General features: G+C 37.2%; 19 protein-coding genes and 4 tRNA genes. 10 read left to right on the top strand and 13 right to left on the bottom strand.

What is annotated here, in order from left to right; all coding sequences use genetic code 11:
- Positions 1 to 56 precede the first annotated feature (56 nt).
- Positions 57 to 1094, top strand: a complete 1038-nt coding sequence (locus ACT5E3_RS15515) for a WD40/YVTN/BNR-like repeat-containing protein (RefSeq protein WP_444994456.1) — start codon at positions 57 to 59, stop codon at positions 1092 to 1094.
- 163 nt (positions 1095 to 1257) lie between these two features.
- Here the strand turns inward: ACT5E3_RS15515 and ACT5E3_RS15520 are convergent, their stop codons facing one another.
- Both ACT5E3_RS15520 and ACT5E3_RS15525 read right to left on the bottom strand, forming a co-directional pair.
- Positions 1258 to 2172 carry a TIGR01777 family oxidoreductase gene (locus ACT5E3_RS15520; RefSeq protein WP_444994457.1) on the bottom strand — a complete coding sequence of 305 codons (915 nt, stop codon included), beginning with the start codon at positions 2170 to 2172 and terminating at the stop codon, positions 1258 to 1260.
- A 160-nt stretch (positions 2173 to 2332) separates the two neighbouring features.
- Positions 2333 to 2629 (bottom strand): DUF3718 domain-containing protein, encoded by a 297-nt coding sequence (locus tag ACT5E3_RS15525; protein WP_444994458.1) that lies wholly within the window; start codon positions 2627 to 2629, stop codon positions 2333 to 2335.
- A gap of 134 nt (positions 2630 to 2763) precedes the next feature.
- Between ACT5E3_RS15525 and ACT5E3_RS15530 the strand changes: the two genes are divergently transcribed.
- Positions 2764 to 3696 (top strand): LysR substrate-binding domain-containing protein, encoded by a 933-nt coding sequence (locus ACT5E3_RS15530; RefSeq protein WP_444994459.1) that lies wholly within the window; start codon positions 2764 to 2766, stop codon positions 3694 to 3696.
- Positions 3697 to 4001: 305 nt separating this feature from the next.
- Complete coding sequence (locus tag ACT5E3_RS15535; protein ID WP_444994460.1) at positions 4002 to 5228, top strand: M12 family metallopeptidase; 1227 nt, start codon at positions 4002 to 4004, stop codon at positions 5226 to 5228.
- A gap of 123 nt (positions 5229 to 5351) precedes the next feature.
- Here ACT5E3_RS15535 and ACT5E3_RS15540 read toward each other — a convergent pair whose 3' ends face one another.
- Complete coding sequence (locus ACT5E3_RS15540) at positions 5352 to 5813, bottom strand: EVE domain-containing protein (RefSeq protein WP_444994461.1); 462 nt, start codon at positions 5811 to 5813, stop codon at positions 5352 to 5354.
- A 230-nt stretch (positions 5814 to 6043) separates the two neighbouring features.
- Between ACT5E3_RS15540 and ACT5E3_RS15545 the strand changes: the two genes are divergently transcribed.
- The 5 genes from ACT5E3_RS15545 to ACT5E3_RS15565 all read left to right on the top strand — a co-directional run bounded on the left by ACT5E3_RS15545 (position 6044) and on the right by ACT5E3_RS15565 (position 11480).
- On the top strand, positions 6044 to 7522 hold the full coding sequence (locus ACT5E3_RS15545; protein ID WP_444994462.1) for a DUF3300 domain-containing protein: 1479 nt from the start codon (positions 6044 to 6046) through the stop codon (positions 7520 to 7522).
- Positions 7523 to 7875: 353 nt separating this feature from the next.
- A complete protein-coding gene (locus ACT5E3_RS15550) occupies positions 7876 to 8424 on the top strand; it encodes a hypothetical protein (protein WP_444994463.1) in 549 nt (182 codons plus the stop codon).
- 79 nt (positions 8425 to 8503) lie between these two features.
- A complete protein-coding gene (locus ACT5E3_RS15555) occupies positions 8504 to 9934 on the top strand; it encodes a sensor histidine kinase (RefSeq protein ID WP_444994464.1) in 1431 nt (476 codons plus the stop codon).
- Complete coding sequence (locus tag ACT5E3_RS15560; RefSeq protein ID WP_444994465.1) at positions 9931 to 10389, top strand: response regulator; 459 nt, start codon at positions 9931 to 9933, stop codon at positions 10387 to 10389. The genes ACT5E3_RS15555 and ACT5E3_RS15560 overlap by 4 nt, the downstream gene beginning before the upstream one ends.
- Positions 10389 to 11480, top strand: coding sequence for a hybrid sensor histidine kinase/response regulator (locus tag ACT5E3_RS15565; protein ID WP_444994466.1), 1092 nt, complete (start codon positions 10389 to 10391; stop codon positions 11478 to 11480). The genes ACT5E3_RS15560 and ACT5E3_RS15565 overlap by 1 nt, the downstream gene beginning before the upstream one ends.
- A gap of 14 nt (positions 11481 to 11494) precedes the next feature.
- Here the strand turns inward: ACT5E3_RS15565 and ACT5E3_RS15570 are convergent.
- From ACT5E3_RS15570 to uvrY, 7 genes are all read right to left on the bottom strand, one after another.
- Positions 11495 to 11570 (bottom strand) — tRNA-Gly (locus ACT5E3_RS15570).
- A gap of 51 nt (positions 11571 to 11621) precedes the next feature.
- Positions 11622 to 11708: transfer RNA gene (locus ACT5E3_RS15575), tRNA-Leu, on the bottom strand.
- 64 nt (positions 11709 to 11772) lie between these two features.
- Positions 11773 to 11846 (bottom strand) — tRNA-Cys (locus tag ACT5E3_RS15580).
- Positions 11847 to 11941: 95 nt separating this feature from the next.
- Positions 11942 to 12017: transfer RNA gene (locus ACT5E3_RS15585), tRNA-Gly, on the bottom strand.
- A 103-nt stretch (positions 12018 to 12120) separates the two neighbouring features.
- Complete coding sequence (gene pgsA / locus ACT5E3_RS15590; RefSeq protein WP_444994467.1) at positions 12121 to 12726, bottom strand: CDP-diacylglycerol--glycerol-3-phosphate 3-phosphatidyltransferase; 606 nt, start codon at positions 12724 to 12726, stop codon at positions 12121 to 12123.
- Between the two features lie 274 nt (positions 12727 to 13000).
- Positions 13001 to 14752, bottom strand: coding sequence for an excinuclease ABC subunit UvrC (uvrC, locus tag ACT5E3_RS15595; RefSeq protein WP_444994468.1), 1752 nt, complete (start codon positions 14750 to 14752; stop codon positions 13001 to 13003).
- Positions 14753 to 14902: 150 nt separating this feature from the next.
- Positions 14903 to 15547 carry a UvrY/SirA/GacA family response regulator transcription factor gene (uvrY, locus tag ACT5E3_RS15600; protein WP_444994469.1) on the bottom strand — a complete coding sequence of 215 codons (645 nt, stop codon included), beginning with the start codon at positions 15545 to 15547 and terminating at the stop codon, positions 14903 to 14905.
- A 199-nt stretch (positions 15548 to 15746) separates the two neighbouring features.
- Between uvrY and ACT5E3_RS15605 the strand changes: the two genes are divergently transcribed.
- A complete protein-coding gene (locus ACT5E3_RS15605) occupies positions 15747 to 16490 on the top strand; it encodes a YciK family oxidoreductase (RefSeq protein ID WP_444994470.1) in 744 nt (247 codons plus the stop codon).
- 276 nt (positions 16491 to 16766) lie between these two features.
- Positions 16767 to 17657: a GGDEF domain-containing protein gene (locus tag ACT5E3_RS15610; RefSeq protein WP_444994471.1), complete on the top strand. Its 891-nt coding sequence runs from the start codon at positions 16767 to 16769 to the stop codon at positions 17655 to 17657.
- Positions 17658 to 17731: 74 nt separating this feature from the next.
- On the opposite strand, the gene fadJ is transcribed toward ACT5E3_RS15610, so the two are convergent.
- The 3 genes from fadJ to ACT5E3_RS15625 all read right to left on the bottom strand — a co-directional run bounded on the left by fadJ (position 17732) and on the right by ACT5E3_RS15625 (position 22847).
- Positions 17732 to 19915: a fatty acid oxidation complex subunit alpha FadJ gene (gene fadJ / locus ACT5E3_RS15615; RefSeq protein WP_444994472.1), complete on the bottom strand. Its 2184-nt coding sequence runs from the start codon at positions 19913 to 19915 to the stop codon at positions 17732 to 17734.
- Complete coding sequence (gene fadI, locus ACT5E3_RS15620; protein ID WP_444994473.1) at positions 19915 to 21372, bottom strand: acetyl-CoA C-acyltransferase FadI; 1458 nt, start codon at positions 21370 to 21372, stop codon at positions 19915 to 19917. Before fadI ends, fadJ begins: the two co-directional genes overlap by 1 nt.
- Before the next feature lie 215 nt (positions 21373 to 21587).
- Entirely contained in the window at positions 21588 to 22847 is a 1260-nt protein-coding gene (locus tag ACT5E3_RS15625) for a glutamate-5-semialdehyde dehydrogenase (protein WP_444994474.1), read from the bottom strand.
- Positions 22848 to 22857 lie beyond the last annotated feature (10 nt).

The following is a 22857-nucleotide window of genomic DNA, read 5'->3' on the forward strand; positions in this document are numbered from 1 at the left end:
TGTATAATAACGCTCATTATTACCTATAAATAAAACCCTTACTCAAAGTGAAGAATATGCAGCACCGACTTTTTCTATTATTTTCTTTATTAATAACAACCACATTGCAAGCAACCTCTATAGATCAGTGGACTACCACCCAGCTTGTTGAAAAACCTTCTTTTAGGGCCAGTGGTATAGGATATGGCAAAATTTGGGTAGCAGGAACTCAAGGTAAAGTATTTATTAGCGAGAACTATGCTAAGTCATGGATAGATGTCTCGCTCAAAGATGGTTTTAAAGGTGATATTCGGGATATAGCGCTCTTTAATAAAGATACAGCCATAATAATGAGTGCAGGTTCAGGCGATCAATCCCGATTATATTTAACTCAAAATGCAGGAAAAAACTGGCAGTTACTATTAAAAAATACTCACAAAAAAGGCTTTTTCAACTCAATCGATTTCTGGGATGAAAAAAATGGTCTATTACTAGGCGATCCCGTTGATGGGTTTTATGTTGTATTAAAAACTAATGACGGCGGAAAAAGCTGGCAACGTGTGCCCAAATCAAACCTGCCTACAATCTTAAATAAAGAAGCAGCATTTGCAGCAAGTGGAAATACTCTGGTGACCCAACCCAATGGCCAAGCCTGGATCACAACAGGCGGCTTTTCAGCATCAGCTTACTACTCTTCCGATTATGGAAAAACATGGACTAGATTTACCGTTCCCATTCACCATAAAACCCAAACATCTGGCGGCTATGCGTTAGCTAATAATAGCTTAAATCGTATTTTCGTAGTTGGCGGAGACTACCTTGATCGTCCCGCTTCATATAATAATATTGCCGTATTTAATAATAAAACCAGACAGTTTGATATCGTTAACTCTGGTCAACATGGCTTACGTACAGCAATGAGTTGTCAACAAAAAACTTGTTTACTAACAGGTAAAACAGGCACAGAAGTATCGTATAACAATGGCCGAACCTGGCGCCAACATTCAAAAGAAGGTTTTTATACATTGGCCAGCGATGCACAACACTTTATTGCTGCTGGACATGACGGTAGAGTTGGAATTATTCAACTAAAAAAGAAGAAAAAGAGTCTATAAAAGTTAGCGCAGATATTAAAACGCAACAAGCAATATCCTTCGACGTTAAAATGCAGAGTGACCGCTCTCTTCTGCTTTTTTAGATTCAATCTATTAATTATTTTGAATTTCCTTATCCAGAACTGAGGTTAATTTATTTACTCAAACTGTTTAACATTATTGACTAGTTACTCAGTACATCAACTAATGCAGCTTTTAGTGTTTGGTAGCGAAACTTAAAACCAGATAGCTCTAAACGTTTGGGAACTACCTTTTGTCCTTTAACCAAAAGTTCAGCTCTTTCACCTAAAAGAAAAAATAAAAGCCATGCTGGTGCTTTAAAAAATGCCGGTCGGTTAAGCTGTTTAGCAAAAGTTTGTGTAAACTCCCTATTGGTAACAGGCTTGGGTGCTGTTAAATTAAAAACCCCATTTAATTCTTTATTATTTAATAAGTAAACAATGACTTTTACCACATCGAACAGATGTACCCAAGACATAAACTGATCTCCATCACCTAACTGAGTTCCCATTGCAAACTTAAATGGCAACTTTAATTGTGATAAAAAACCACCTTGTTTGCTGATCACTAAGCCCGTTCTAATAATACATACTCTGACACCATCGTTTTCAGCAGCCAATGCAGCCTCTTCCCAGGCATTACATAGCTCATGAGTATATTCTTTATGAGGTTGCGAATATTCATCTAAAACAGTAGCACCGCCATTACCATACCACCCAATAGCCGAACCACTTACCATCGCTAAAGGTGCTTGTTTGCGAGTTTTTATCCAATCGCTTAACTCTTGGGTCAAACACACTCTACTTTGCCAAAGTTTAGATTTTTGCTCAGTGCTCCAGCGCTTATCAGCAATAGGTTCACCCGCCAGATTCACAATATAATCGACCTGTATATCGTCACTAATCTCATAAAAAGACTCTACAAATATAAGACACTCTGCAAACTGACTGCTTGCCTTCTTCTTATTGCGAGTTAATACAATAATATTTTCAGGTGCAGTTATCTGGTTATCCAATAAATATTGAATAAACTGATGACCAATCAGGCCTGTTCCTCCTGTTACTAAATAATAAGCCACTGACACTCTCTAATTAATTGATATGTTTTGGTAAGCTAATGATAGCAAGCTTCAGCTAATAAATAGATCTTAATAAATAAAAAAGGCAGGCTATTAAGCCTACCCAAAGCGACTAACAAATAAATAGCTTTAGCAACAGCAAACTTAATCTTATGAATATTTAATTACGCTTTACTTTCAATTTAATATACCTAACCACATCATCAGCCTCATGTGCTTCAGCAACTTTGAGTAAATCGCTCCCTTGACACTCAACTTCATCATAAATATTTCTTAAGTCTAACTTACTATTCCTTAGATTAGTACGAATATGGAAAACCTGATTATCAGCCGCATTTTCACATAACTCTTTGGCTAATTTATTAAAACTATAACTTGAGTGGTTATTTGCATTAACAATACTCGCCAAGCCAGATATTATAAAGCCTATAACAATATATTTTATTCTGAGTTTCATTGTATTCACCTCATTAAGTGTCAATTTTCATTCAATTTAGAACGGGTTAATTCAGCAATAATATTAGTGACAAGTTAGTGAGCTGACAAACGATAAAAATTGACAAAGACTTAAGTTTTTCTTATGTTAAAAGCATGAACGATTACAACACAATTCCACTGAATGGTTTGCGCCATTTTTTGTGGGCAGCTAAATTAGAAAGCTTCAAACAAGCCGCCACCAAACTCTATGTTACTGAAGCGGCTGTGAGCCAACAAATTAGAAAACTAGAATCTATACTAGGTTTTCCACTGTTTGTTCGGGGCCACCAAAAAGTAACCTTGACAACTAAAGGTGAACAACTCTTACCTTATATAGAATCTGCATTTAATAATATTGACCAAGGGTTAGATAAAATTAACCATGATCCCGAACCTAATCGTATAAATTTAACAACCTTCCCCTCTCTCGCATCAAACTGGCTTATTGGTCGCCTTCCCAAGCTCAATGCCAAATATCCTGCTTTATCAATTAGCATGGACACATCATTAGAGAAACAATCGCTAGACAATCGCACCTACGACTTAGCCATTCGTTATGGGGTAGGTAATTATGCAGAACTCAAAAGCCAGTTACTTTTAGTCGATCCAGTTGTTCTTGTCTGTAGTTCAAGCTTGGTTAAATCTAAACAGTTAACTAAAAAAGATATTTTTCGGCTACCTCTCATTAAAACAACTTACGAAGGAATAGACTCAATCATCACGACTGAATTTGCTAAGTATTATGACTTCAATGATAAGCAACCCAATCAAGCATTGTTAATTCGTGATGGTGGTTTAGGTGCAGAAGCCGCAAGAAGCGGCCAAGGAATAGCAATGCAAAGACTCAGTTTAGTCGCTGATATGATCATTTCAGGTGAGCTAGTCTACGCTACCGACTATGCATTCAAAGACTATAATGTTTATGCCGTAACAACCGAAGAACACTTCAAGCAACCTAAAATTATTAAATTTTTGCAGTGGATAAATAGTGAGATGCAACTTACTCAGAAAAAAATTATACCATTGATAGCAAAAATAAAAAATTAAGTTTACTCATTTCAATACAAAATCACAGTTATCCTGACAATACTAAAAAGTATTTTTTATAACAAAAAATAGATTTAACATTTTATAATACTGCAAATACATCAAAAAACACAAAATAACATATTTTATTCTGTACAATGTAATTATTAACACTACTCTATTCTTGTTTAGATTTATCGATAAACTTTATAATAATTTTGTATCTACTGAAAAATTAACGACAAATTTCTATTAGATACAAAAATTAGAACTGCACCAAACTTAAGTAAAAGTAAAAAGATCAACAAAAATAATTGGAGACGAGAATGAAATATAAATATCTAATAGCGGCTTTGCTTTGTGGAGGAGTCATATCAGCATCTGCACAACAGCCAGACAGCTCAAAAAATGAAAACTCTCTAACATCTCAACAAACTGATACCAAAAGAAATAAAGATGATTCTATCTGGGGCTATAGCAGTCATGGACGAGAACTATTTGATGTATTCACCGACTCAGGTAGCGTTATTAAAGCTGTAGATGTCGATGGTTATGCTCATTCTGGCGATATGATTTTAGGAAAAACAGAAGAGCTAAAAATGTATGGGTTAAAAGTGGTAACCGGACAAGAAGCACCACAAGGTGAGCTTCATGATAAATCAGCCGCCATACGTTATCCAAGTTCAGGTTATAAATGGCCAAATGGTGTTGTTCCTTATACTTTTGCATCAAACTTAGGGAATAGAGCTCGCCAAGCAATGAATTATGCAATTAATCATTGGAATACAAAAACTAATGTTAACCTTGTGCCTCGCACCAATCAACGAGATTATATTTTAATTCAAGGCGGGGGCGGTTGTAGTTCTTGGATTGGACGACAAGGTGGCCAGCAATTAGTAACACTTGCTGAAGGTTGCGGTAATGGAGCAGCTGTACATGAAATAGGCCACGCAGTTGGCTTTTTTCACGAACAAACTCGCACCGATCGTGATAATTATGTCACCATCTATTGGGATAAAATTCAAAGTGGTATGGCATATAACTTTAATATGATGTCAACACAAGAAGGTCAACGTCATGGAAAATATGATTATTATTCAATCATGCACTACAGAACAACCGCCTTTGGCATTAATAATGCTGTAACCATATGGCCAAAACAAGGTGGTGTTGATACAAACTATATGGGCAATGGCCAAGTACTTTCTAATGGCGACTTAGCCGCTACAGCAGCAATTTATGGCTCAGACAGCGGAAACGGTCAAACCTATAATGGCAGCCTGTCTGGCAGTAACGACTCAGATATTCAACCTGACGGAACTTGGTTTCAATACAGCGGAGGTAACCTAGTAGCCAACCTTCAAGGTCCAAGTAATGCTGATTTTGACTTATTCCTTTATCGGTGGAATGGCTCTGGTTGGAGTCAAGTATCTAGTTCAGAGTCACCAAATTCACAAGAGTCTATAAACTACTCTGCATCGAGTGGCTATTATTATTATAAAGTGCTTTCATATAGTGGCAGTGGTAGCTATAGATTAACACTACAAAAATAAAACAAAAAAATCTAATACGAGAATATCCACTGTGATTTTTTCGTATTAGATCGCAAATATCGTTAAAAGAAAAATGCTCACTTACATGGCATTTATGCGGTATTATTCTCCCATATCAACAGCTCAGACAGAAGCTAAGCTACCAATCAGCTTCCACTCGCTAGTCGTAACAGGTTGTACCGATAAACGTCCTTGCTTAACCAATACCATTTCTGATAACTCTGACATGCTTTTTATCATCTTTAAAGCAATGACTTGAGGAAATTTTTGGGTAAAGCAAACATCAATACAATACCAACGAGGAGCATTTTGAGTAGCTTTAACATCAAAATACTTACTTTCTGGATCAAACTGTTCTGGATCCGGATAAGCCGCTTTAACAACTTTAGCCGTCCCTGCTATGCCTACAACTTTACAACTACTATGATAAATAAATGCTTCATCCCCAACTTTTACCTTGTCTCTCATAATATTTCTAGCTTGAAAATTTCTAATACCGTTCCAAGGCTCAGGCTTTTTGCCTAACTTCATCAAATCATCAATACTAAACTCGTCTGGTTCTGTTTTAAGTAACCAATAAGCCATTTTTTGCTCCCCAACTACTTCAAGTTGATCACATATTTATCATTATTAATGCTTAAATAACAAGTATGCAACTCCAATAACAACCGACGTATGAAAAGACTACTCTTTTTCATAACCTAAATACTCAGCTTTTTATTCAAAAATTAATAAAAGTACCTTTATTCATGTTAAGTTCAGTTTACTCAGTGTTTAATACTCAATACGATCTAAAACAATGATTGAGTGAAACCATGATGAAAAGAATTTTAACTATCTTCATAGTCCTTTATTTAGGCATAATTTCTTCAGCGTCTTTAGCAGAAGATGATCAACAATCTTTTAGTGATGCAGAAATAGCTCAAATGCTAGCGCCAATAGCTTTATATCCAGATAGCGTACTCACTCACATATTAATCGCTTCAACCTATCCCATAGAGCTTGTTCAGGCAAGCCGTTGGCAGCAGCAGCATGGTCATTTATCGCCAGGAGAAGCCTTAGATAAGGTTGAAAATAAAGCGTGGGATCCCAGTGTTAAGGCATTAATTCCTTTTCCTAAAATATTAAAAAAGCTAGCTGAAGATTTAGAATGGACACAAACTCTGGGTGATGCATTTTTACAAGATGAAAAAAGACTACTCGCGAGTATTCAAACTCTTCGAAGAAAAGCAGATAAGGTTGGTAGCCTAGATAAAATGGAACACATGGAAATAAGTCGAGATGATGACAATATTGTTATTCAACCAGTAAAACGAGAAGTTGTATATATCCCCTACTATGACACAAGAGTTGTTTATGGAGACTGGTACTGGCCTCATTACCCTCCTGTTCATTGGAGCTGGCATCATAATTATCATTACACTCACCACAGACCTTTTTTCTGGCACCCTAGAGTTCACATATCTTTCAACTATTTTCACAGTGCATTTCATTGGCATAATCATCATGTTATTGTAATAGATCGCCACCATTACCACTCTCGCCGCTATCACCATCGTAGACATATTTTACGTGATTACCACGGACGCCGATGGAATCACAACCCAACTCATAGAAGAGGCGTAGCTTATAGAACTGAGCATACTCGTAAACAATACCGTAGCTCTCGCCCAAGCATTGAGCAAACCCGAAGAGTTCGTCATACCGAAAGAGCGACGGTTAGAGAGCGCCGTGGTAACAGCCGACAAACAGATACAAGAAATAAGTCACGAACTAACCGGGCAACCACTAACCGTTCGGCCCCCAAAACCACTCGGCATGAACGAATACGTCACCAGCTCACAACAGCTAATACAAGAAAAGAAGGTAATAAAAAAGAGTTAACTCAAAACCGTGAAAATAGGAGACAAGTTAATACTCGCACTAATCATAAACGCTCTTATGATAATACTCTCAAGCGTGAAAAAAGCAACAGTTCAACAACGAACCGTCGTAACCAAACTCAACCCAAAAGCAGAACTGAATACGATAATAGAAAATACAATAATGATAGAAAAGCTCAACCACAAAGAACAGATAGACATAACACGCGTAGTTCTTCGGAAACACAACGCCCCTCAAGAAAAACTCAAACCAAACAAGAAAGGCAATCGCGAGAAAATAACTATCGTTCAAATAACAACACTCGTTCTGAACGCCCTAAAAACAATCAGCGCTCAACCAGCTCAAACAACAGACGACAAAATAACTCAAATCGCTCATCTCGTAACTCTAGAGGTCGACAACATGAATAACTTTAGCTTTCTATAGTTCATTATTAATTTTTAAAGCGGCTTTTGTTAAAAAATAAAAAGGTGTCAAATTCAGCTTATTTGACAAAAACAAAAGCCCGCTATATCTGATCAAATAAGTATAACCAACAAAAAACGCATTGATACTCTGTCAAACAAGTTATCTCATTTATAAACCTGTTTTTTTATATTCTAGGAATATATTCTTTATTTAATGATAAAAAAACAAAATAGGATTTATACAACTATACTCATACTAAATACTGAGCGGCCTAGTTAATAAGAGACCTTTTATCTAGCCCTTAGATATCGCTAATCACCACCAAGAAATTGATATATTTGAGAGGGAACGAGCAATGTTAGAGTGGTTCGAATCATTTAGCAACCCTGCGTTTATGCCACACGGACACTGTTATTTATGGCGCCCAGATATTCTATGGACTCATGTTCTATCAGATCTATTAATAGGTTTATCTTACTATTTGATCCCTATTATTATGGTAATACTACTCTATAAGCGTAAACAAACTCTTCCTTACCCTGATATATTTGCTCTGTTTATCGCCTTTATTTTTTTCTGCGGAACAGTTCATTTATTCTCTATTTATGTTACTTGGTTTCCTGCTTATGAATATCAAGGCTGGATAAAAGCACTAACAGCCTTCACCTCTGTTTTAACTGTGATTGTATTAGTCCCCAAATTGCCGCTCTTGATCAGTTTACCTGGTATAGAAGAAGCCTACAAAAATAGTCAAAATAAAGTAAAAGAACTTCATCAAAAACAAGAAGAAATGCGTTCAATGTTTTCTATTACTCTCGATAGAGAAGAAAGGATTATAGAGTTGAAAAAGGAGGTTAATCAATTAATGATAAAACAAAATAAAGCGCCTCCATACGACATTTAACATATACAAGTTGTAATTAATAACTTCTACACTATTTTTAGTCGATAAAAACAGATGAATGAACAAAGGAGAAGCATTTTTGAGCACTAAAAACTATGTTCTATCTGCATTGCTAATGTTCTTCATCACGCTAGAAATACTAATCACACTGAATTATGTATCCCAGCAAAAGCAATTAAGAGAAAAAAGAACTACAATTTACAATGCGATTGTCAATTTACAACGCCAAATAGGCTATGTAGGGCTAATTCATAACCTCAAAAACTATGTACTACGGCCAGAGAAGACAAAGTATAGAGAGTATGCATTGCTCAACTATGAAAAAGCACTCTCACAACTCAGCCTACTCGAGACACAAGGAGTCAAACTATTAGGCAACTTAAAAATGGAGAAAACTCATAGCATGCTAAATGCTTATAAAAAACGGCTAGACCAATTGCCTAATTTAATCGAACAGAATATGTTGGCAAGAGAAATAGACTCAATTATCAAATATGATGACAACCCTTCTTATACAGAAATAACACAAACATCTAACCTTCTACTAACCGCTCTGGATAACCAATTAGCAGTAATACTATATAGAACATTAGCTTACAGTTTAATTGTTTTATTTGCTTTAGCAATTACACTGGCGATGACGATACGCTTTTTCTTTAAAGAACAGCAAAAAGCACTAGAGCACAGCAATAAACTCAATAATGAAATGAGACTGCATAAAAACAAACTCTTACACTCACAAAAAGTCATTTTAAGTGTTATGGATGACATGCAAAGAGAGAAAAAGCTAACTTCAGATTTGAATATAAAACTTTCCAAAAAAAATAAAGAGATGGAGCAGTTTATCTATACTGTCTCCCATGACTTAAAATCACCACTGGTCACAATTGGTGGTTTTACAAAAATACTATCAAGAGAGCTTTCTGATAAATCTACCCAAAAGCAACAACATTATCTCGAAAGAATAATTAGTAATGTTAACCAAATGGAACTATTACTCGATGACTTATTACAACTTTCACGCGTTGTACTTCAGGCCATAAAAAAGCAACCTATTGATGTAGAAGCATTAATTCATAAACAGTGTGAGTCTCTTGAAGGTTTAATCAATGAATCAGGCGCAAGCATTGAGATACCTCAACCACTGCACAGCATTTATGCCAATGAAAGACTACTTGCACAATGCTTAATCAACCTCCTTAATAATTCGATTAAGTATCGCGATCCAAACCGTCCTTTAGTTATTAATATTAATAGCAAAAAGGATGGAAAATATATAGTACTTGCAATAAAAGATAATGCCCAAGGAATCGATCCTAAATATCACGATATAATTTTCCGTATTTTTGAACGTTTATCAACAAATGAAGGGACAGGCGTTGGTTTAGCTATAGTCAAAGCAGTTATGGAAAAGCATCAAGGTGTCGTCACTCTTAAATCACAACCTGGGGTAGGTAGCTGCTTTTACTTAAAGTTCCCTTTTGTCTCACCAATTGAGGATGCCGCATGAACAAGATAAAACCTGTATCAATTTTGCTAGTTGAAGACAATCTAGATCATGCAGAGCTGATGATAGACGCATGTCGAGAATTTAATATCAAAAATGCAATATATCATGTAACAGATGGATTAAAAGCAATTGCTTATTTAAGGAATGAACCCCCTTATGAAAATAAGGCCTCCAGTGATTATCCTAATATTATCTTTCTCGATCTCAAGATGCCAGGCCAAGACGGTCTAACCACATTAAAAATAATCAAGGAAGATGAAAAACTTAAGCATATACCAGTTGTAATGGTCAGCACTTCAAAAACTGAACCAGAAATATTGAGTTGTTATAGTTTAGGCGCATGTGGTTATGTCAGCAAACCACTCCAATTCGAAGAGTTTTCAAGAAAAATTAAAGAACTAAACTATTACTGGATACTAACAGCTGAACTACCTCCTAAACAAGAAGGCATTTGATGTTTAAGATACTTGTTATTGAAGATAACGCCGATCATTTTGCGTTAATTGAGAATACCCTGCTGACAGCCTTTAAAGAAGGGGTAAAGCTTTATCATGCAATAAAGCTTGCCCAAGGCATTGAAACTCTAGAGCAGCAGCCTTTTGATATTTGTTTATGCGACCTCAAGTACCCCGACTCTCCTTTAGATAAAACAGTCGAAAAGCTCAAGCAACTCAATAGTTCTGTACCAATTATTATTCTCACATCTCTCAACAGCATCGAAATAGCGCAAGATTTACTACAACACGATATTCAAGATTACCTGCCCAAAGAAGAATTAAGCCCAACACTACTTTACCGAATCTGCATGCATGCTATTGAACGCAAACAGCAACAACTGGCCTTAGAAAAACGTAATGAAGAAATGCAAACATTTTGTGCAAGCCTTTCACATGATTTTAAAGGGTATCTTCGCCGCATTCCCCAGATTGCGACATTATTACGTAGAGATTTATCTGAACACACCACTCTCAGCTCTAAAGATCTGGAGCGTTTCTCTATGCTAGAAAACAGTACATCAGCTATTCGAGACTTAGTTGATAGCCTAGGAAAGTTTTTATTAATAGGCCATGAAGAAACAAAAAGCGAACCTATTGATTTATCGGCTCTTTTTAAAAAGCTCGAAACTTTAATTATAAATACAAACGAAGATAATATTCAGCTAAAACTTGATGTAGCAAATAATCTACCAACGGTTATCGGCAATATGTCGCAATTAATTATTTTATTTCACAACCTGATATCAAATGGCATTAAATATAATAAAAATTCCCCTAGCATCCACATTACCAGCTCAATCGATAAAAATCAGAAACAGTGCAAAATATTAGTTAAAGATAATGGTATAGGTATAGAAAAGTTATATTTTCAACAAATATTTTCTCCATTTAGACGCCTACACAATAATCATGAATATAAAGGAACAGGATTAGGGCTTAGCATTGTCAAACGAATAATAGAACTTCATAAAGGGCATATTGATATTGAGTCAGAACCAGGAAAAGGCAGTACTTTTATAGTTTACCTACCTTTATACAACTCACCATAAAAGTTAAAAAGGTATGGAGCGGGAAACGAGATTCGAACTCGCGACCCCGACCTTGGCAAGGTCGTGCTCTACCAGCTGAGCTATTCCCGCTTTATCAATATGAGGCTCATATTGAATAAAAAATAACACTTAAGATAATAATGGTGCCCGGGGCCGGAGTCGAACCGGCACGAGATTTCTCTCGAGGGATTTTAAGTCCCTTGCGTCTACCAATTTCGCCACCCGGGCATGGGAGGCTAGTTAACCAAGCTTATTACTTGTTTAACATCTCCACTTTCTCATTAGAGAAAGGTGGAGGCTGAGGTCGGAATCGAACCGGCGTACACGGAGTTGCAGTCCGCTGCATGGCCACTCTGCCACTCAGCCAATCTAATAATACTTAGTTTCAATCATAATTAACAACTTGAAGCTTAGTATTAAAAAACCCCGGATACATTCAGATGTTGCCGAGGTTTAAAATTTGGAGCGGGAAACGAGATTCGAACTCGCGACCCCGACCTTGGCAAGGTCGTGCTCTACCAGCTGAGCTATTCCCGCTTCAAGTGGAGTGGCATTTTACAGCAAGATTAGGTTCTGTCAAGCATGATTATAATAACAATCCAAACTTTTTTTATTTCCTCGCAAACCGCTGATTTTATAATCAATTATCGTTGGAATTCGGTTGATCTTTGAGCTCTGCCGAAGCTAGCAACGGCCAAGTTACTTTTAAATAGATATACATTGACCAAAGTGTAAGCCCAACAGCTATATAAAGAAAAATATAACCCCATATATATAGCCAAGAATGCTCAAATAAAGCGGTTACTTCAGCTTCATTGCCAGCTAAAAGGAGAAAGAAAATTGCTGATAGCTGCATTAAAGTCTTTATTTTGGCGACATAAACGACCTTAATAGCTGATCGCTCTCCATATTCAGCCATCCACTCACGCAAAGCTGAAACAGTAATTTCACGACTAATAATAACCAAAGCTGGCGCAGCAATCCAGATTGTCGCATGTTGCTCGACTAATAAAACTAAAGAAGCTGCCACCATCAGTTTGTCAGCAACAGGATCTAAAAACTCACCTAATGGTGACTGCATATTAAATTTTCGTGCAACCCAACCATCAAACCAGTCTGTCCACCCTACAACAGCAAATATCAAAGCAGCTGTTGTCTGCCCCCAAGAAACCGGTAAATAAAAGAAAAAAACTAGCAATGGAATGCAAAGAATTCTAAAAGATGTCAGTAAATTTGCAATATTCATTGTATTTCAATAGCTAAGATGAGTTGTTTTATTTTAACACTGAGTGTAAGCATATCACATCTAATTCGAACATCTCTTATAGATATCCAAATACATTTCTAATTTTTGAGAAGCCGCATGAACGATTATTATGAATTAACTTTTTAAATTTGTTAATACGTATAAATTTTATACATTTTTATACTTATGCAATCATCATAGGGATGTATAAAATCACTTAAGCTTAAAAACAAAACTTTTGGGTTATCAGCACACAAGTAAATTTAGACATTATTTATTCGTGTAAATGATCATAAATAGTTTGCGCTAAGCTTTGACTAATGCCTTCAACCTGCTTTAAGTCGCTGACACCTGCTCTTTTAACTTCTTGCAGGCCACCAAAATGTTGAATAATCGCACGTCGCCTCTTTGCCCCAACTCCAGCAATGCCTTCCAAAATTGAAGTCTTTCTTACTTTATCTCTTTTTCCTCTATGGCCAGTGATCGCAAATCGATGTGCTTCATCCCGGATAGATTGAATTAAATGAAGACCTAATGAATCTTCTTCAAGCCTTCTTGCAATAGCTTCTGAAGGAAAAAAGATTTGTTCCATACCGACTTTGCGATCACTTCCCTTAGCAACACTAATTAAAGTCACCTGTTCTAATTCAAGATCTTCAAGGACTTTTTGAGCTTGATTAAGCTGCCCTTTTCCACCATCAATAATCAGTAAATCAGGCAATTTGGCTTCTTCTTTGACTAAACGACTAAAGCGACGACGCACTGCTTGCTCAATTGCGGCATAGTCATCTCCAGCTTTCACCTGATTAATATTAAACCGTCGATAGTCAGACTTCTTCGCTTGACCTTGTTCAAATACAACACAAGAAGCAACGGTTTGTTCGCCTTGAAAATGACTAATATCAAAACACTCCATCCTGATTGGTAATTTATCTAACCCTAATTCATCCATTAGACATTGCATTCTCTTCTGGGTGTGATTTTTACTGGCTAATTTAGCAGTAATCATTTCCTGAAGATTTCTATTAGCCATATCTAGCCAAGCAGCCCGACTTGTTTTTACTTTGTGCGCTAATCTCACTTTAACATCTCTTAAATGCCCAATTAGCTCGGCTAAAGCCTGCTCTTCGGGTATTTTACAATTGATGACAATCTCAGCAGGCACCTCATTTTGGCTTGCAGAATAAAAATGCCCAATAAAAGATTCAATGACTTCTTCTACGCTAGTATCAAGGGGTACCTTAGGGAAAAAATTGCGACTACCTTGAACAAGTCCATTCCGAATATGTAGTACAAAAATTCCTGCAGTTTTCTCACGAATGCCAGCAGCAATAATGTCAGTATCAGTATCGCTTCCTTGTACCGATTGTTTTTCTAAAACACGTCTCAACTGTACAATTTGATCTCTGATTTGTGCTGCTTTTTCAAAATCAAGTTTCTCCGATGCCTCTTCCATTCTTTTCGTTAAGACTCCTATAACAGAGTCATTTTTACCTTGATAAAATAAGCGCACCAGCTGAACATCACTTAAATAATCCTGTTGACTTATTTTATTAACACAGGAACCACTACATCGTTTAATTTGATATTGTAAGCAAGGTCGAGAACGATAACGAAACACACTGTTTTCACATTGGCGAATTAAAAACAGTTTTTGCATCAATGAAATACTATAGCGCGCCGCAGTCGATCCAGTAAATGGCCCAAAATAATCCCCCTTCTGTGATTGTTTACCACGATGAATGCTGAGTCTTGGATACTCTTCATTAGACAGAAAAATATAGGGATAGCTTTTGTCATCTCTAAAAACAACATTATATCTAGGACGGTATTTTTTTATAAACTGATTTTCTAATATTAAAGCTTCATTTTCACTTTCAGTCACTACAATCTGAATATCACAAATTTGTGAAACCATGACTCGGGTTTTAGGCGGGTGATCTTGCTTTTGAAAATAACTCGATACTCGTTTTTTCAAATTTTTTGCTTTACCCACATAGATAATCTCCCCGGACTGATTAATCATTTGATAAATTCCGGGAAGCTTCGTGAGATCTTTTAAAAATAATTTAGAATCAAAAGTTAGCTGTGAAATGTTCAATAAACCTTCTAAAAGTTCAGTTCGTTCTAGATAAACAGCTTGATTAACTCTATCAGAACGAACAGTTGCTCTTATTTATAATTTGTCCGACTCAATAACACCGTGGCGAATAGCCATATGAGTTAGTTCAACATCATTTTCAATTTTTAACTTTTCAAACAAACGATAGCGATAACTATTGACCGTTTTTGGGCTCAAAAACAACTGCTCTGATATCTCTTGTACTTTCTGTCCTCGAGTAATCATTAACATGACTTGCATTTCTCTATCAGATAAATCATCAAAAGGGCTACCTTCGTCAGGATTAACCGCCTTAAGTGCCATTTGTTGAGCTATCTCAGGTGCTAAATACCGTTTGCCACTGGCCACTTGTTTAATCGCAATGGTCATTTCCTCAATACCGGTTCCTTTAGTAATATAACCAGCAGCCCCCGCTTGCATAAAACGGGTAGGATATGGTTCATCGCCATGTACTGTAACGGCAATAATTTTTACATCAGGGTCAAACCGTATAAGCCTTCTGGTCGCTTCAAGTCCACCGATACCTGGCATATTAGCATCCATTAGAATAACCTCGGGCCTTAGTTCTCTAGCTTTAGAAACGGCCTCTTCACCGCTTGTTGCTTCTCCGATGACAGAAATCTTATCATCGTCTGCTAAAAGTCTACTGATGCCACTTCTGATTAATTCGTGGTCATCTACTATCAATACCTTAATCATCGTTCCCCCTAATTATCATTGTTCCATCCCTAATGAAGCGAAAGCTTACCATTTTCAGCGGTTAGAGAAAATATGAAATATGACTAACATTCAATTTCTAAAATAAAATTAGTCAAGAATTGACAAAAATGCTACGCCATCGAAATTAAGACTGGTAAAATTCATTTTTTATTTAATTTTTAATTTGTCAGGAAACCTCATGCAAAATTATCAAGCACCAGAAGGACTGCTCGTCGATAAAGTTATATTAGTTACTGGCGCCAGCGATGGGATTGGTAAAGAAGCAGCTAAATCTTATGCAAAACTAGGCGCGACAGTCATATTACATGGACGAGATACGAATAAGCTAGAAAAAGTTTATGATGAAATCGTCGAAGCAGGCTTACCTCAACCCGCAATTATCCCGTTAAACTTGGTTAATGCTTCTACTGAACAATTCAAAAGTTTAGCTGAAACAATACAAACCGAATTAGGTAGACTTGATGGAATTTTGCATAATGCAGGTATGCTCAATGAACTCACGCCAATAGAATTTACCAATAGCGAAACCTGGCATCAAATAATGCAAGTCAATATTAATGCTGTCTATTTATTAACCCAGGCTTGTCTTCCCATTTTGCGAGAAGCACCAAACGCCTCAATCATTATGACGTCTTCAGGCGTTGGCCGAAAAGGGAGAGCCTATTGGGGACCTTACGCCGTATCAAAATTTGCCATTGAAGGATTCGTACAAGTTTTAGCCGATGAGCTAGAGGGATCAACTATTCGAGTGAATGCAATTAATCCTGGTGCCACTAGAACGCAAATGAGAGCTAAAGCTTATCCGGCAGAAGATCAAAAACACTTGGCAACACCAGAGCAAATAATCCCCACCTACCTTTACCTAATGGGAGATGATAGTCTTGAAGTCAATGGCCAGTCCATTGATGCCCAGCAAAAGTAGCAACCATTACTAAATTGTACAGAGCCAATAAACCTGTTCTGTACAATTGTGGCAAGAATTTGCCGCTTAATTGACACTTTAATCAACCCCCCTCTATTTTTTGGCGACATTAATACTTTTGGCACTATAAAAATGTCAAAAAACTAACGTTACTCAAATCAAAAAACACAATTAACATATAACACACTGATTTTATTATGCTTTTAAATCATGGCACAAGCATTGCTTAATAGTATCAACAAATCAGTTATAGTTTGCAGTACTCTGAGGCACAATATGAAAGGCAACTCAACATCAAAAGTTATTGGCATAGAAAGCTATCGGCTTGTCGGTCAGTCTAATAATGCTCCTGTTGATATCACCAGCTTAGCAATTAAGCTTCAACAAACATTAGAAATAACGCCACTTCTACAAACTTTTTGCCATGAAGCAGCCAAGCTCATTCCCTGCGACTCTGTAAAATATACCAATGAGCAAACCCAGCTCAACTACCAAACAGGTCAATCGAGAGCTCATCTTTGCCGTTACCTTTTAGAACTAGAAGACGAAACGCTTGGCGAAATTGAATGCACACGCAATACGCCTTTTTCAATCAAAGAAACTGAACAGATTGAAAGGCTATTAAGCTTGTTAATCTACCCTTTAAGAAATGCATTACTTTATCAAAAAGCGGTTGCTGAGGCCCATAGAGATCCCCTCACACAAATTAATAATCGTGCTGCGTTTGATGAAGCACTTGCCCGCGAAATTTGTTCATACAAAAGACATCAAGCCACCTTTTCTCTAATGGTTATTGACATCGATCATTTTAAACAAGTTAACGATACATACGGCCATATCACTGGTGACAATGTGCTCAAAGCTGTAGCACAAACCATCCGTAATACCATCAGACGTTCAGATGAAGTATTTCGATATGGGGGTGAAGAATTTGTGGTTATCTTATCAAATACCGAAGTGGCAGGAGCACGTTTTATTGCGGAAAGAGTCCGCTTGGAAATTAAACAACTAATCATTAAAAATCATGAGAAAATTAAAGTCACCGCTTCAATAGGGGTTTCAGCCAGCAACATGGCATCAGATGTTAACGATACTCTTCACCACGCCGATATAGCGCTTTACAAAGCAAAAGAACAAGGCCGCAATAAAGTGATTGTTTGTCCTTAACCAATTATACCCGAGTGAATTTTTAATGCGGCATTAGAGACTAAAAATTAATGCCGCATTGTATTATTAGCGCTTTATGAATAAAAACTTTCTTCTTTTTCCGACATTTTAATTAACATTGTTGCTGGCGCAAACCGACTACCATACTTTTGCTCTAACTCACGCAACTGTTGAACAATACCCTTAGCCCCGATGGCATCAACATATCGAAATGGACCTCCTAAAAACGGTGGAAAGCCTAAACCAAAAATCGCCCCTATATCCCCATCTCTTGCAGATTTCAAAATACCATCCTGTAAACAAAGTACAGCTTCATTAATCATTTGCAACATACATCGATTAACAATTTCACTCGCCATCATTTCATTGGTTGGTCGAACATTAAGTAGTGTGTAAATACTCTCATCAACCTTTTTAGAACTTTTTTTACTAGAAGAATATAGATAAAAACCACGTTTGTTCTTTTTCCCTTTTCGATTATCTTCAGCGAGTTTTGAAAAAATTGCCGGAGGAGCCATTCTTTCACCAAACTCAGCTACCAATATTGGCGCTATTTTTGTACCAACATCAATTCCCACTTCATCAAGTAGTGTTATAGGGCCAATAGGAAAACCAGCATCTTGCAAAGCATTATCAATCTTATCAATAGCAACACCTTCAGCAATCAAGTGTCCCGCTTCATTAACAAATGGCCCTAAAATTCTACTGGTATAAAAACCAGTACCATCTTTAACAACAATCACTGTTTTTCCTTGTTGCTTACCAAACTCCACACAGGAAGCAATAACATCTGGATCCGTTTTTTCAGTGATAACAACCTCTAACAAAGGCATTCTTTCTACTGGCGAAAAATAATGTAGACCGATGACTCGCTCTGGACGAAGGCTCGCTTTCGCTATTTCTGTAATCGGAATTGACGAAGTATTAGAGGCAAAAATCATATTGTCTTCACAAACCGCTTCAACTTCTTTAACCATTTGTTGTTTGAGTTCTAAGTTTTCAAAGACAGCTTCAATCACCAAATCAACTTTTTTAAAACCACGATAATTAGTCGTACCACTTAAGCCAGCAAACTGACGGCTTGCATCACTAATTGACATACGTTTTTTCTTAACTCTTTGACGATAAATATTCCAACAATACCTTAAAGCATGATTGATGCCTTGCTCTCCCGTATCTTTTAAACGTACGCGTTTTTGTGCTTTATCGAGTGACACAAATGCAATGCCGGCTCCCATTAATCCACCACCTAACACACCAATCCTTTGAAAATTTTTAACTTCAACAGGTTGCTCAACACCTGAATCTTTTTTAAGCTCTGTAGTTGCAAAGAAAATATTCATCAATTGTTTAGACTCTGGTGATACAACTAACTCACCAAATAATTTAGCTTCTACTGATAACCCCGCCTGAACACCCTCTTCCATTCCAGTACGAACACACTCTATAATTTTTTCTGGGGCAGGATAATTGCCTCGTGTTTTTTTGTTGACTGTTTGCAATGCTTTGTCAAAAATAATGCTTCGACCAAATGAACTCGTTTCTAAAACTAATTTCTGTAGCTCCGCAAATTTTAATAATGATGCAGGTTTAATTTCGACTCTAGCATCAATTGATTTTCGACGGGTTTTACCCATTTGACTAAACGCTAATTTTTCTGCCGCCTTACGCAAATTGGTAAGAGGAACCACCTCATCAATTAAACCTAATTTTTTTGCTTGTTTTGCAATGAGTTGACGTCCGGTTAGCATCATATCCAGAGCCGCTGCAATACCAATCAATCGAGGTAACCGCTGAGTACCTCCGCCTCCAGGTAAAACACCAAGTTGCACTTCTGGCAAACCCAATTTAGTGAGCTTATCATCACTACTTATTCGGTGACTACAAGCCATAGCCAACTCTAGCCCTCCGCCCAAACAAGCACCATGAATAGCAGCAATAACAGGCATTTTCAGGTTTTCTAAACGATTAAAAATTTCATGACCTTTTTTCGATAACTGCTCGGCCTCTTCTGCCGAAGCAATTGACTCCAACATTGAAATATCAGCACCTGCGACAAAATTAGTTTCTTTTCCGCTAATTAAAACAAGCGCCTTAATTTGTTTATTGCTTTCAATATCTGTTAGTAGAATGCAGATTTCATCAATAAATTCTTGGCGTAAGGTATTCTGAGTTTCACCCGGAACATCGATAGTCAACCAACCAATGCCGCGCTCATCAGTTGTTAGTGAAAATACTGAATCTTGTTTAATACTCATTATTCAGTCTCCAAAATCATTGCTGCACCCAACCCACCGGCTGCACAAGCTGTTGTTAAACCAATTCCCCCTCCACGCCGTTTTAACTCTCTTAATGTTTGAGTAATCATTCTTGCTCCTGTTGCTGCGAAAGGATGTCCATAAGCCAATGAACCTCCCAACACATTAAATTTATCCATATCAATCTCACCAATGGGTTTAGTTTGATTCAGCTTTTCCTTGGCAAATTTAGAACTGGCAAAAGCCTGTACATTGCACAATGCTTGCGCAGCAAATGCTTCATGCATATCAATCAAAGTTAAATCACCTAAAATCAACCCTGCTCTTTTCAGTGCTATTGGCGTTGCATATGAAGGCCCCATCAACATATCACGCGTAACCTCAATAGCAGAAAAGGCATAGCTTCGAATATAACCCAGAGGTTCATAGCCTAACTCTTTGGCCTTTGCTTCACTCATCAATAATAAAGCTGAAGCACCATCGGTAAGTCCGGTGCTATTTGCAGCGGTTAAAGTCCCATAGTGTTTATCAAATGCCGGTCGAAGCTTTGCGTAACTCTTAAGGTTAGAATCAAAACGAACATTATTATCTTGAGAAAGCGCTTCATTGAAAGGAGCCACATAAGCAGTCATCACTTCGTCAGTTAACAGACCTTCTTTCCAAGCTCTAGCGGCAAGTTGGTGAGAACGATGAGCAAATTGATCTTGCTCTTCTCGACTAATACTATGATCTCTAGCCATTTGCTCAGCATTTTGTCCCATAGTCAGCCCAGTAGAATACTCTTTAACGGCAGGTGGAACAGGAATTAAATGAGTAGGTCTTAATTTGCTCAATATTTTTAAACGTTGAGGAACCGTCTTAGCTTTAGATAAAGCTAACAAAATTGCAGAAAGTTTTTTACTGACGCCAATAGGAACAACAGATGATGTATCGGCTCCACCAGCAACACCAATCGATATACTACCAGCCATGATTGACTCGGCAAGCGTTGCAGCGGTTTGAAAACTAGTTGCACAGGCTTTAGAAATACTAAAGCCATCGGTATTGACACTCATGCCAGTGCCAAGCACTATCTCACGAGCAATATTAGGCGCTTCAGGCTGAATCAAAGCTTGTCCAAAAACAACCCGCTCTATCAAAGCAAAATCAATATCGGCACGAGTTAAAAGTTCTGACACCACCATTTTTCCCATGTCAATAGCATTCGTGTCTTTAAAGTGAGTTAGCTGTTTAGCAAATGGCGTTCTTAGACCAGCAACAATGGCGACTCTATTTCCTTTTGTATGAGAGCTTGTTTTTACTTGAGACGATTTTTGCTTTCTAGTGGCTGCTTCGTCTTTTGCTAGCTCAGCGGAACCATGCACTACTTTAACATCTTCTAAGCCTGTTTCGGTGGTTTCACTCAGCGCAGATGATTTAGATGAGGTATTTTTAGAGTCAGTTTTATCACTTGTCATTATATCACTCATAATATTTTAACAATCATTAGAAATAGGTTTTACGACCAGTATATAGCCAGTATAAACAACCTGTGCAAATAATCGACGCACAATGTCGCCTTTTAGATGAGTAAAACAATTTAACTCATCCGACCAGTAATATCAAACGATTGTTCAAAAATCCATTTCCTCAAGGTCTACCCTGCATAGCAGCCAAGTTTTGACTGAGTAAACTACCTTATCTGTCCTTCTCCATTTACTACAAATTTTTGACTGGTTAACGACTCAAGCCCCATTGGCCCATAAGCATGTATTTTTGAAGTAGATATACCAATTTCTGCCCCTAGGCCTAACTCTCCGCCATCTGAGAAACGAGATGAAGCATTGACCATTACAACCGAAGCATCGACCTCATTAATAAACTTTTCGGCGGCAGAACTAGACTGAGTCACAATGACTTCGGTATGACCAGAACCATATCGATCAATAAACTCAATCGCTTGCTCAATACCATCAACAATACTCATCGATATTTTCAAATCAAGAAACTCAGCTAAAAACTCGCTTTCTGTCGCTAATTGTATTTCAGGCAAAATATGACAAGATTTTTCACAGCCATAGATAATCACGTTTTTTTCAGTTAGTAGCTTAGCTAACATCGGTAAAAATGTTTCGGCAATATTTTTATGCACAATCAATCCTTCTAATGCATTGCAAACACCAGGTCGCTGAACTTTACCATTTATTAGCAGCTCAAGCGCCATTGTTAGATCAGCACTTTCATCAACATATAAATGACAGACACCTTTATAATGTTTGATGACCGGAATATAGCTGTTTGCAACCACATGCCGAATAAGTCCTTCACCACCACGAGGGATCACGACATCGATATGTTCATCTAACTTTAAGAGCTGGTTCATTAACTCCCTATCAGTAGACTCCAGAACTCTAACCGTTTCACCATTCAGCCCATTTTCAGTTAATGCTCTCTGCCAACAACGTGCTATGGCTTGGTTTGATTGAAATGCCTCTTTACCGCCACGCAAAATAATTCCATTACCGCTTTTTATTGCTAGTGCCGCCGCCTCAACTGTCACATTAGGTCGAGACTCATAAATCATTAAAATAACGCCTAATGGAATTCTTTTTTTGGTGACCTTAATACCATTAGGACGTTCATTTACAGGAAATTTTTCTATTAGTGGGTCATCTAATTCAGCCACATATACAAGCGCTTGCTGCATTTGCGCGATTGTCTGTTCAGTTAAGCGTAAGCGATCAATCATTGCGTCACTTAACCCCTGCTTAATTGCATTATCGACATCCTGTTGATTAGCTTTTAACAGGGCCAATGAGTTTTCTTTCAAACAATTAGCCATACTTAATAATACTTTATTTTTATTTTCTGTTGTGTATAAAGCTAATTTTTTTGCTGATAATTGAGTTTCTAAACAGGCTTGTCGAGTTAGCTCTAAATTAGTATTAGTCATTAGGTTAATT

The sequence above is a fragment of the Aliikangiella litoralis genome, assembly GCF_052495765.1.

What these genes read in the sequence shown, in the direction of transcription:
- ACT5E3_RS15515 (WP_444994456.1), top strand. Translation starts at nt 57, where the DNA reads ATGCAGCACCGACTTTTTCTATTATTTTCTTTATTAATAACAACCACA.
- ACT5E3_RS15525 (WP_444994458.1), bottom strand. Translation starts at nt 2,629, where the DNA reads ATGAAACTCAGAATAAAATATATTGTTATAGGCTTTATAATATCTGGC.
- ACT5E3_RS15530 (WP_444994459.1), top strand. Translation starts at nt 2,764, where the DNA reads ATGAACGATTACAACACAATTCCACTGAATGGTTTGCGCCATTTTTTG.
- ACT5E3_RS15535 (WP_444994460.1), top strand. Translation starts at nt 4,002, where the DNA reads ATGAAATATAAATATCTAATAGCGGCTTTGCTTTGTGGAGGAGTCATA.
- ACT5E3_RS15540 (WP_444994461.1), bottom strand. Translation starts at nt 5,813, where the DNA reads ATGGCTTATTGGTTACTTAAAACAGAACCAGACGAGTTTAGTATTGAT.
- ACT5E3_RS15545 (WP_444994462.1), top strand. Translation starts at nt 6,044, where the DNA reads ATGATGAAAAGAATTTTAACTATCTTCATAGTCCTTTATTTAGGCATA.
- ACT5E3_RS15550 (WP_444994463.1), top strand. Translation starts at nt 7,876, where the DNA reads ATGTTAGAGTGGTTCGAATCATTTAGCAACCCTGCGTTTATGCCACAC.
- ACT5E3_RS15560 (WP_444994465.1), top strand. Translation starts at nt 9,931, where the DNA reads ATGAACAAGATAAAACCTGTATCAATTTTGCTAGTTGAAGACAATCTA.
- ACT5E3_RS15565 (WP_444994466.1), top strand. Translation starts at nt 10,389, where the DNA reads ATGTTTAAGATACTTGTTATTGAAGATAACGCCGATCATTTTGCGTTA.
- pgsA (WP_444994467.1), bottom strand. Translation starts at nt 12,726, where the DNA reads ATGAATATTGCAAATTTACTGACATCTTTTAGAATTCTTTGCATTCCA.
- uvrC (WP_444994468.1), bottom strand. Translation starts at nt 14,752, where the DNA reads ATGATTAATCAGTCCGGGGAGATTATCTATGTGGGTAAAGCAAAAAAT.
- uvrY (WP_444994469.1), bottom strand. Translation starts at nt 15,547, where the DNA reads ATGATTAAGGTATTGATAGTAGATGACCACGAATTAATCAGAAGTGGC.
- ACT5E3_RS15605 (WP_444994470.1), top strand. Translation starts at nt 15,747, where the DNA reads ATGCAAAATTATCAAGCACCAGAAGGACTGCTCGTCGATAAAGTTATA.
- ACT5E3_RS15610 (WP_444994471.1), top strand. Translation starts at nt 16,767, where the DNA reads ATGAAAGGCAACTCAACATCAAAAGTTATTGGCATAGAAAGCTATCGG.
- fadJ (WP_444994472.1), bottom strand. Translation starts at nt 19,915, where the DNA reads ATGAGTATTAAACAAGATTCAGTATTTTCACTAACAACTGATGAGCGC.
- fadI (WP_444994473.1), bottom strand. Translation starts at nt 21,372, where the DNA reads ATGACAAGTGATAAAACTGACTCTAAAAATACCTCATCTAAATCATCT.
- ACT5E3_RS15625 (WP_444994474.1), bottom strand. Translation starts at nt 22,847, where the DNA reads ATGACTAATACTAATTTAGAGCTAACTCGACAAGCCTGTTTAGAAACT.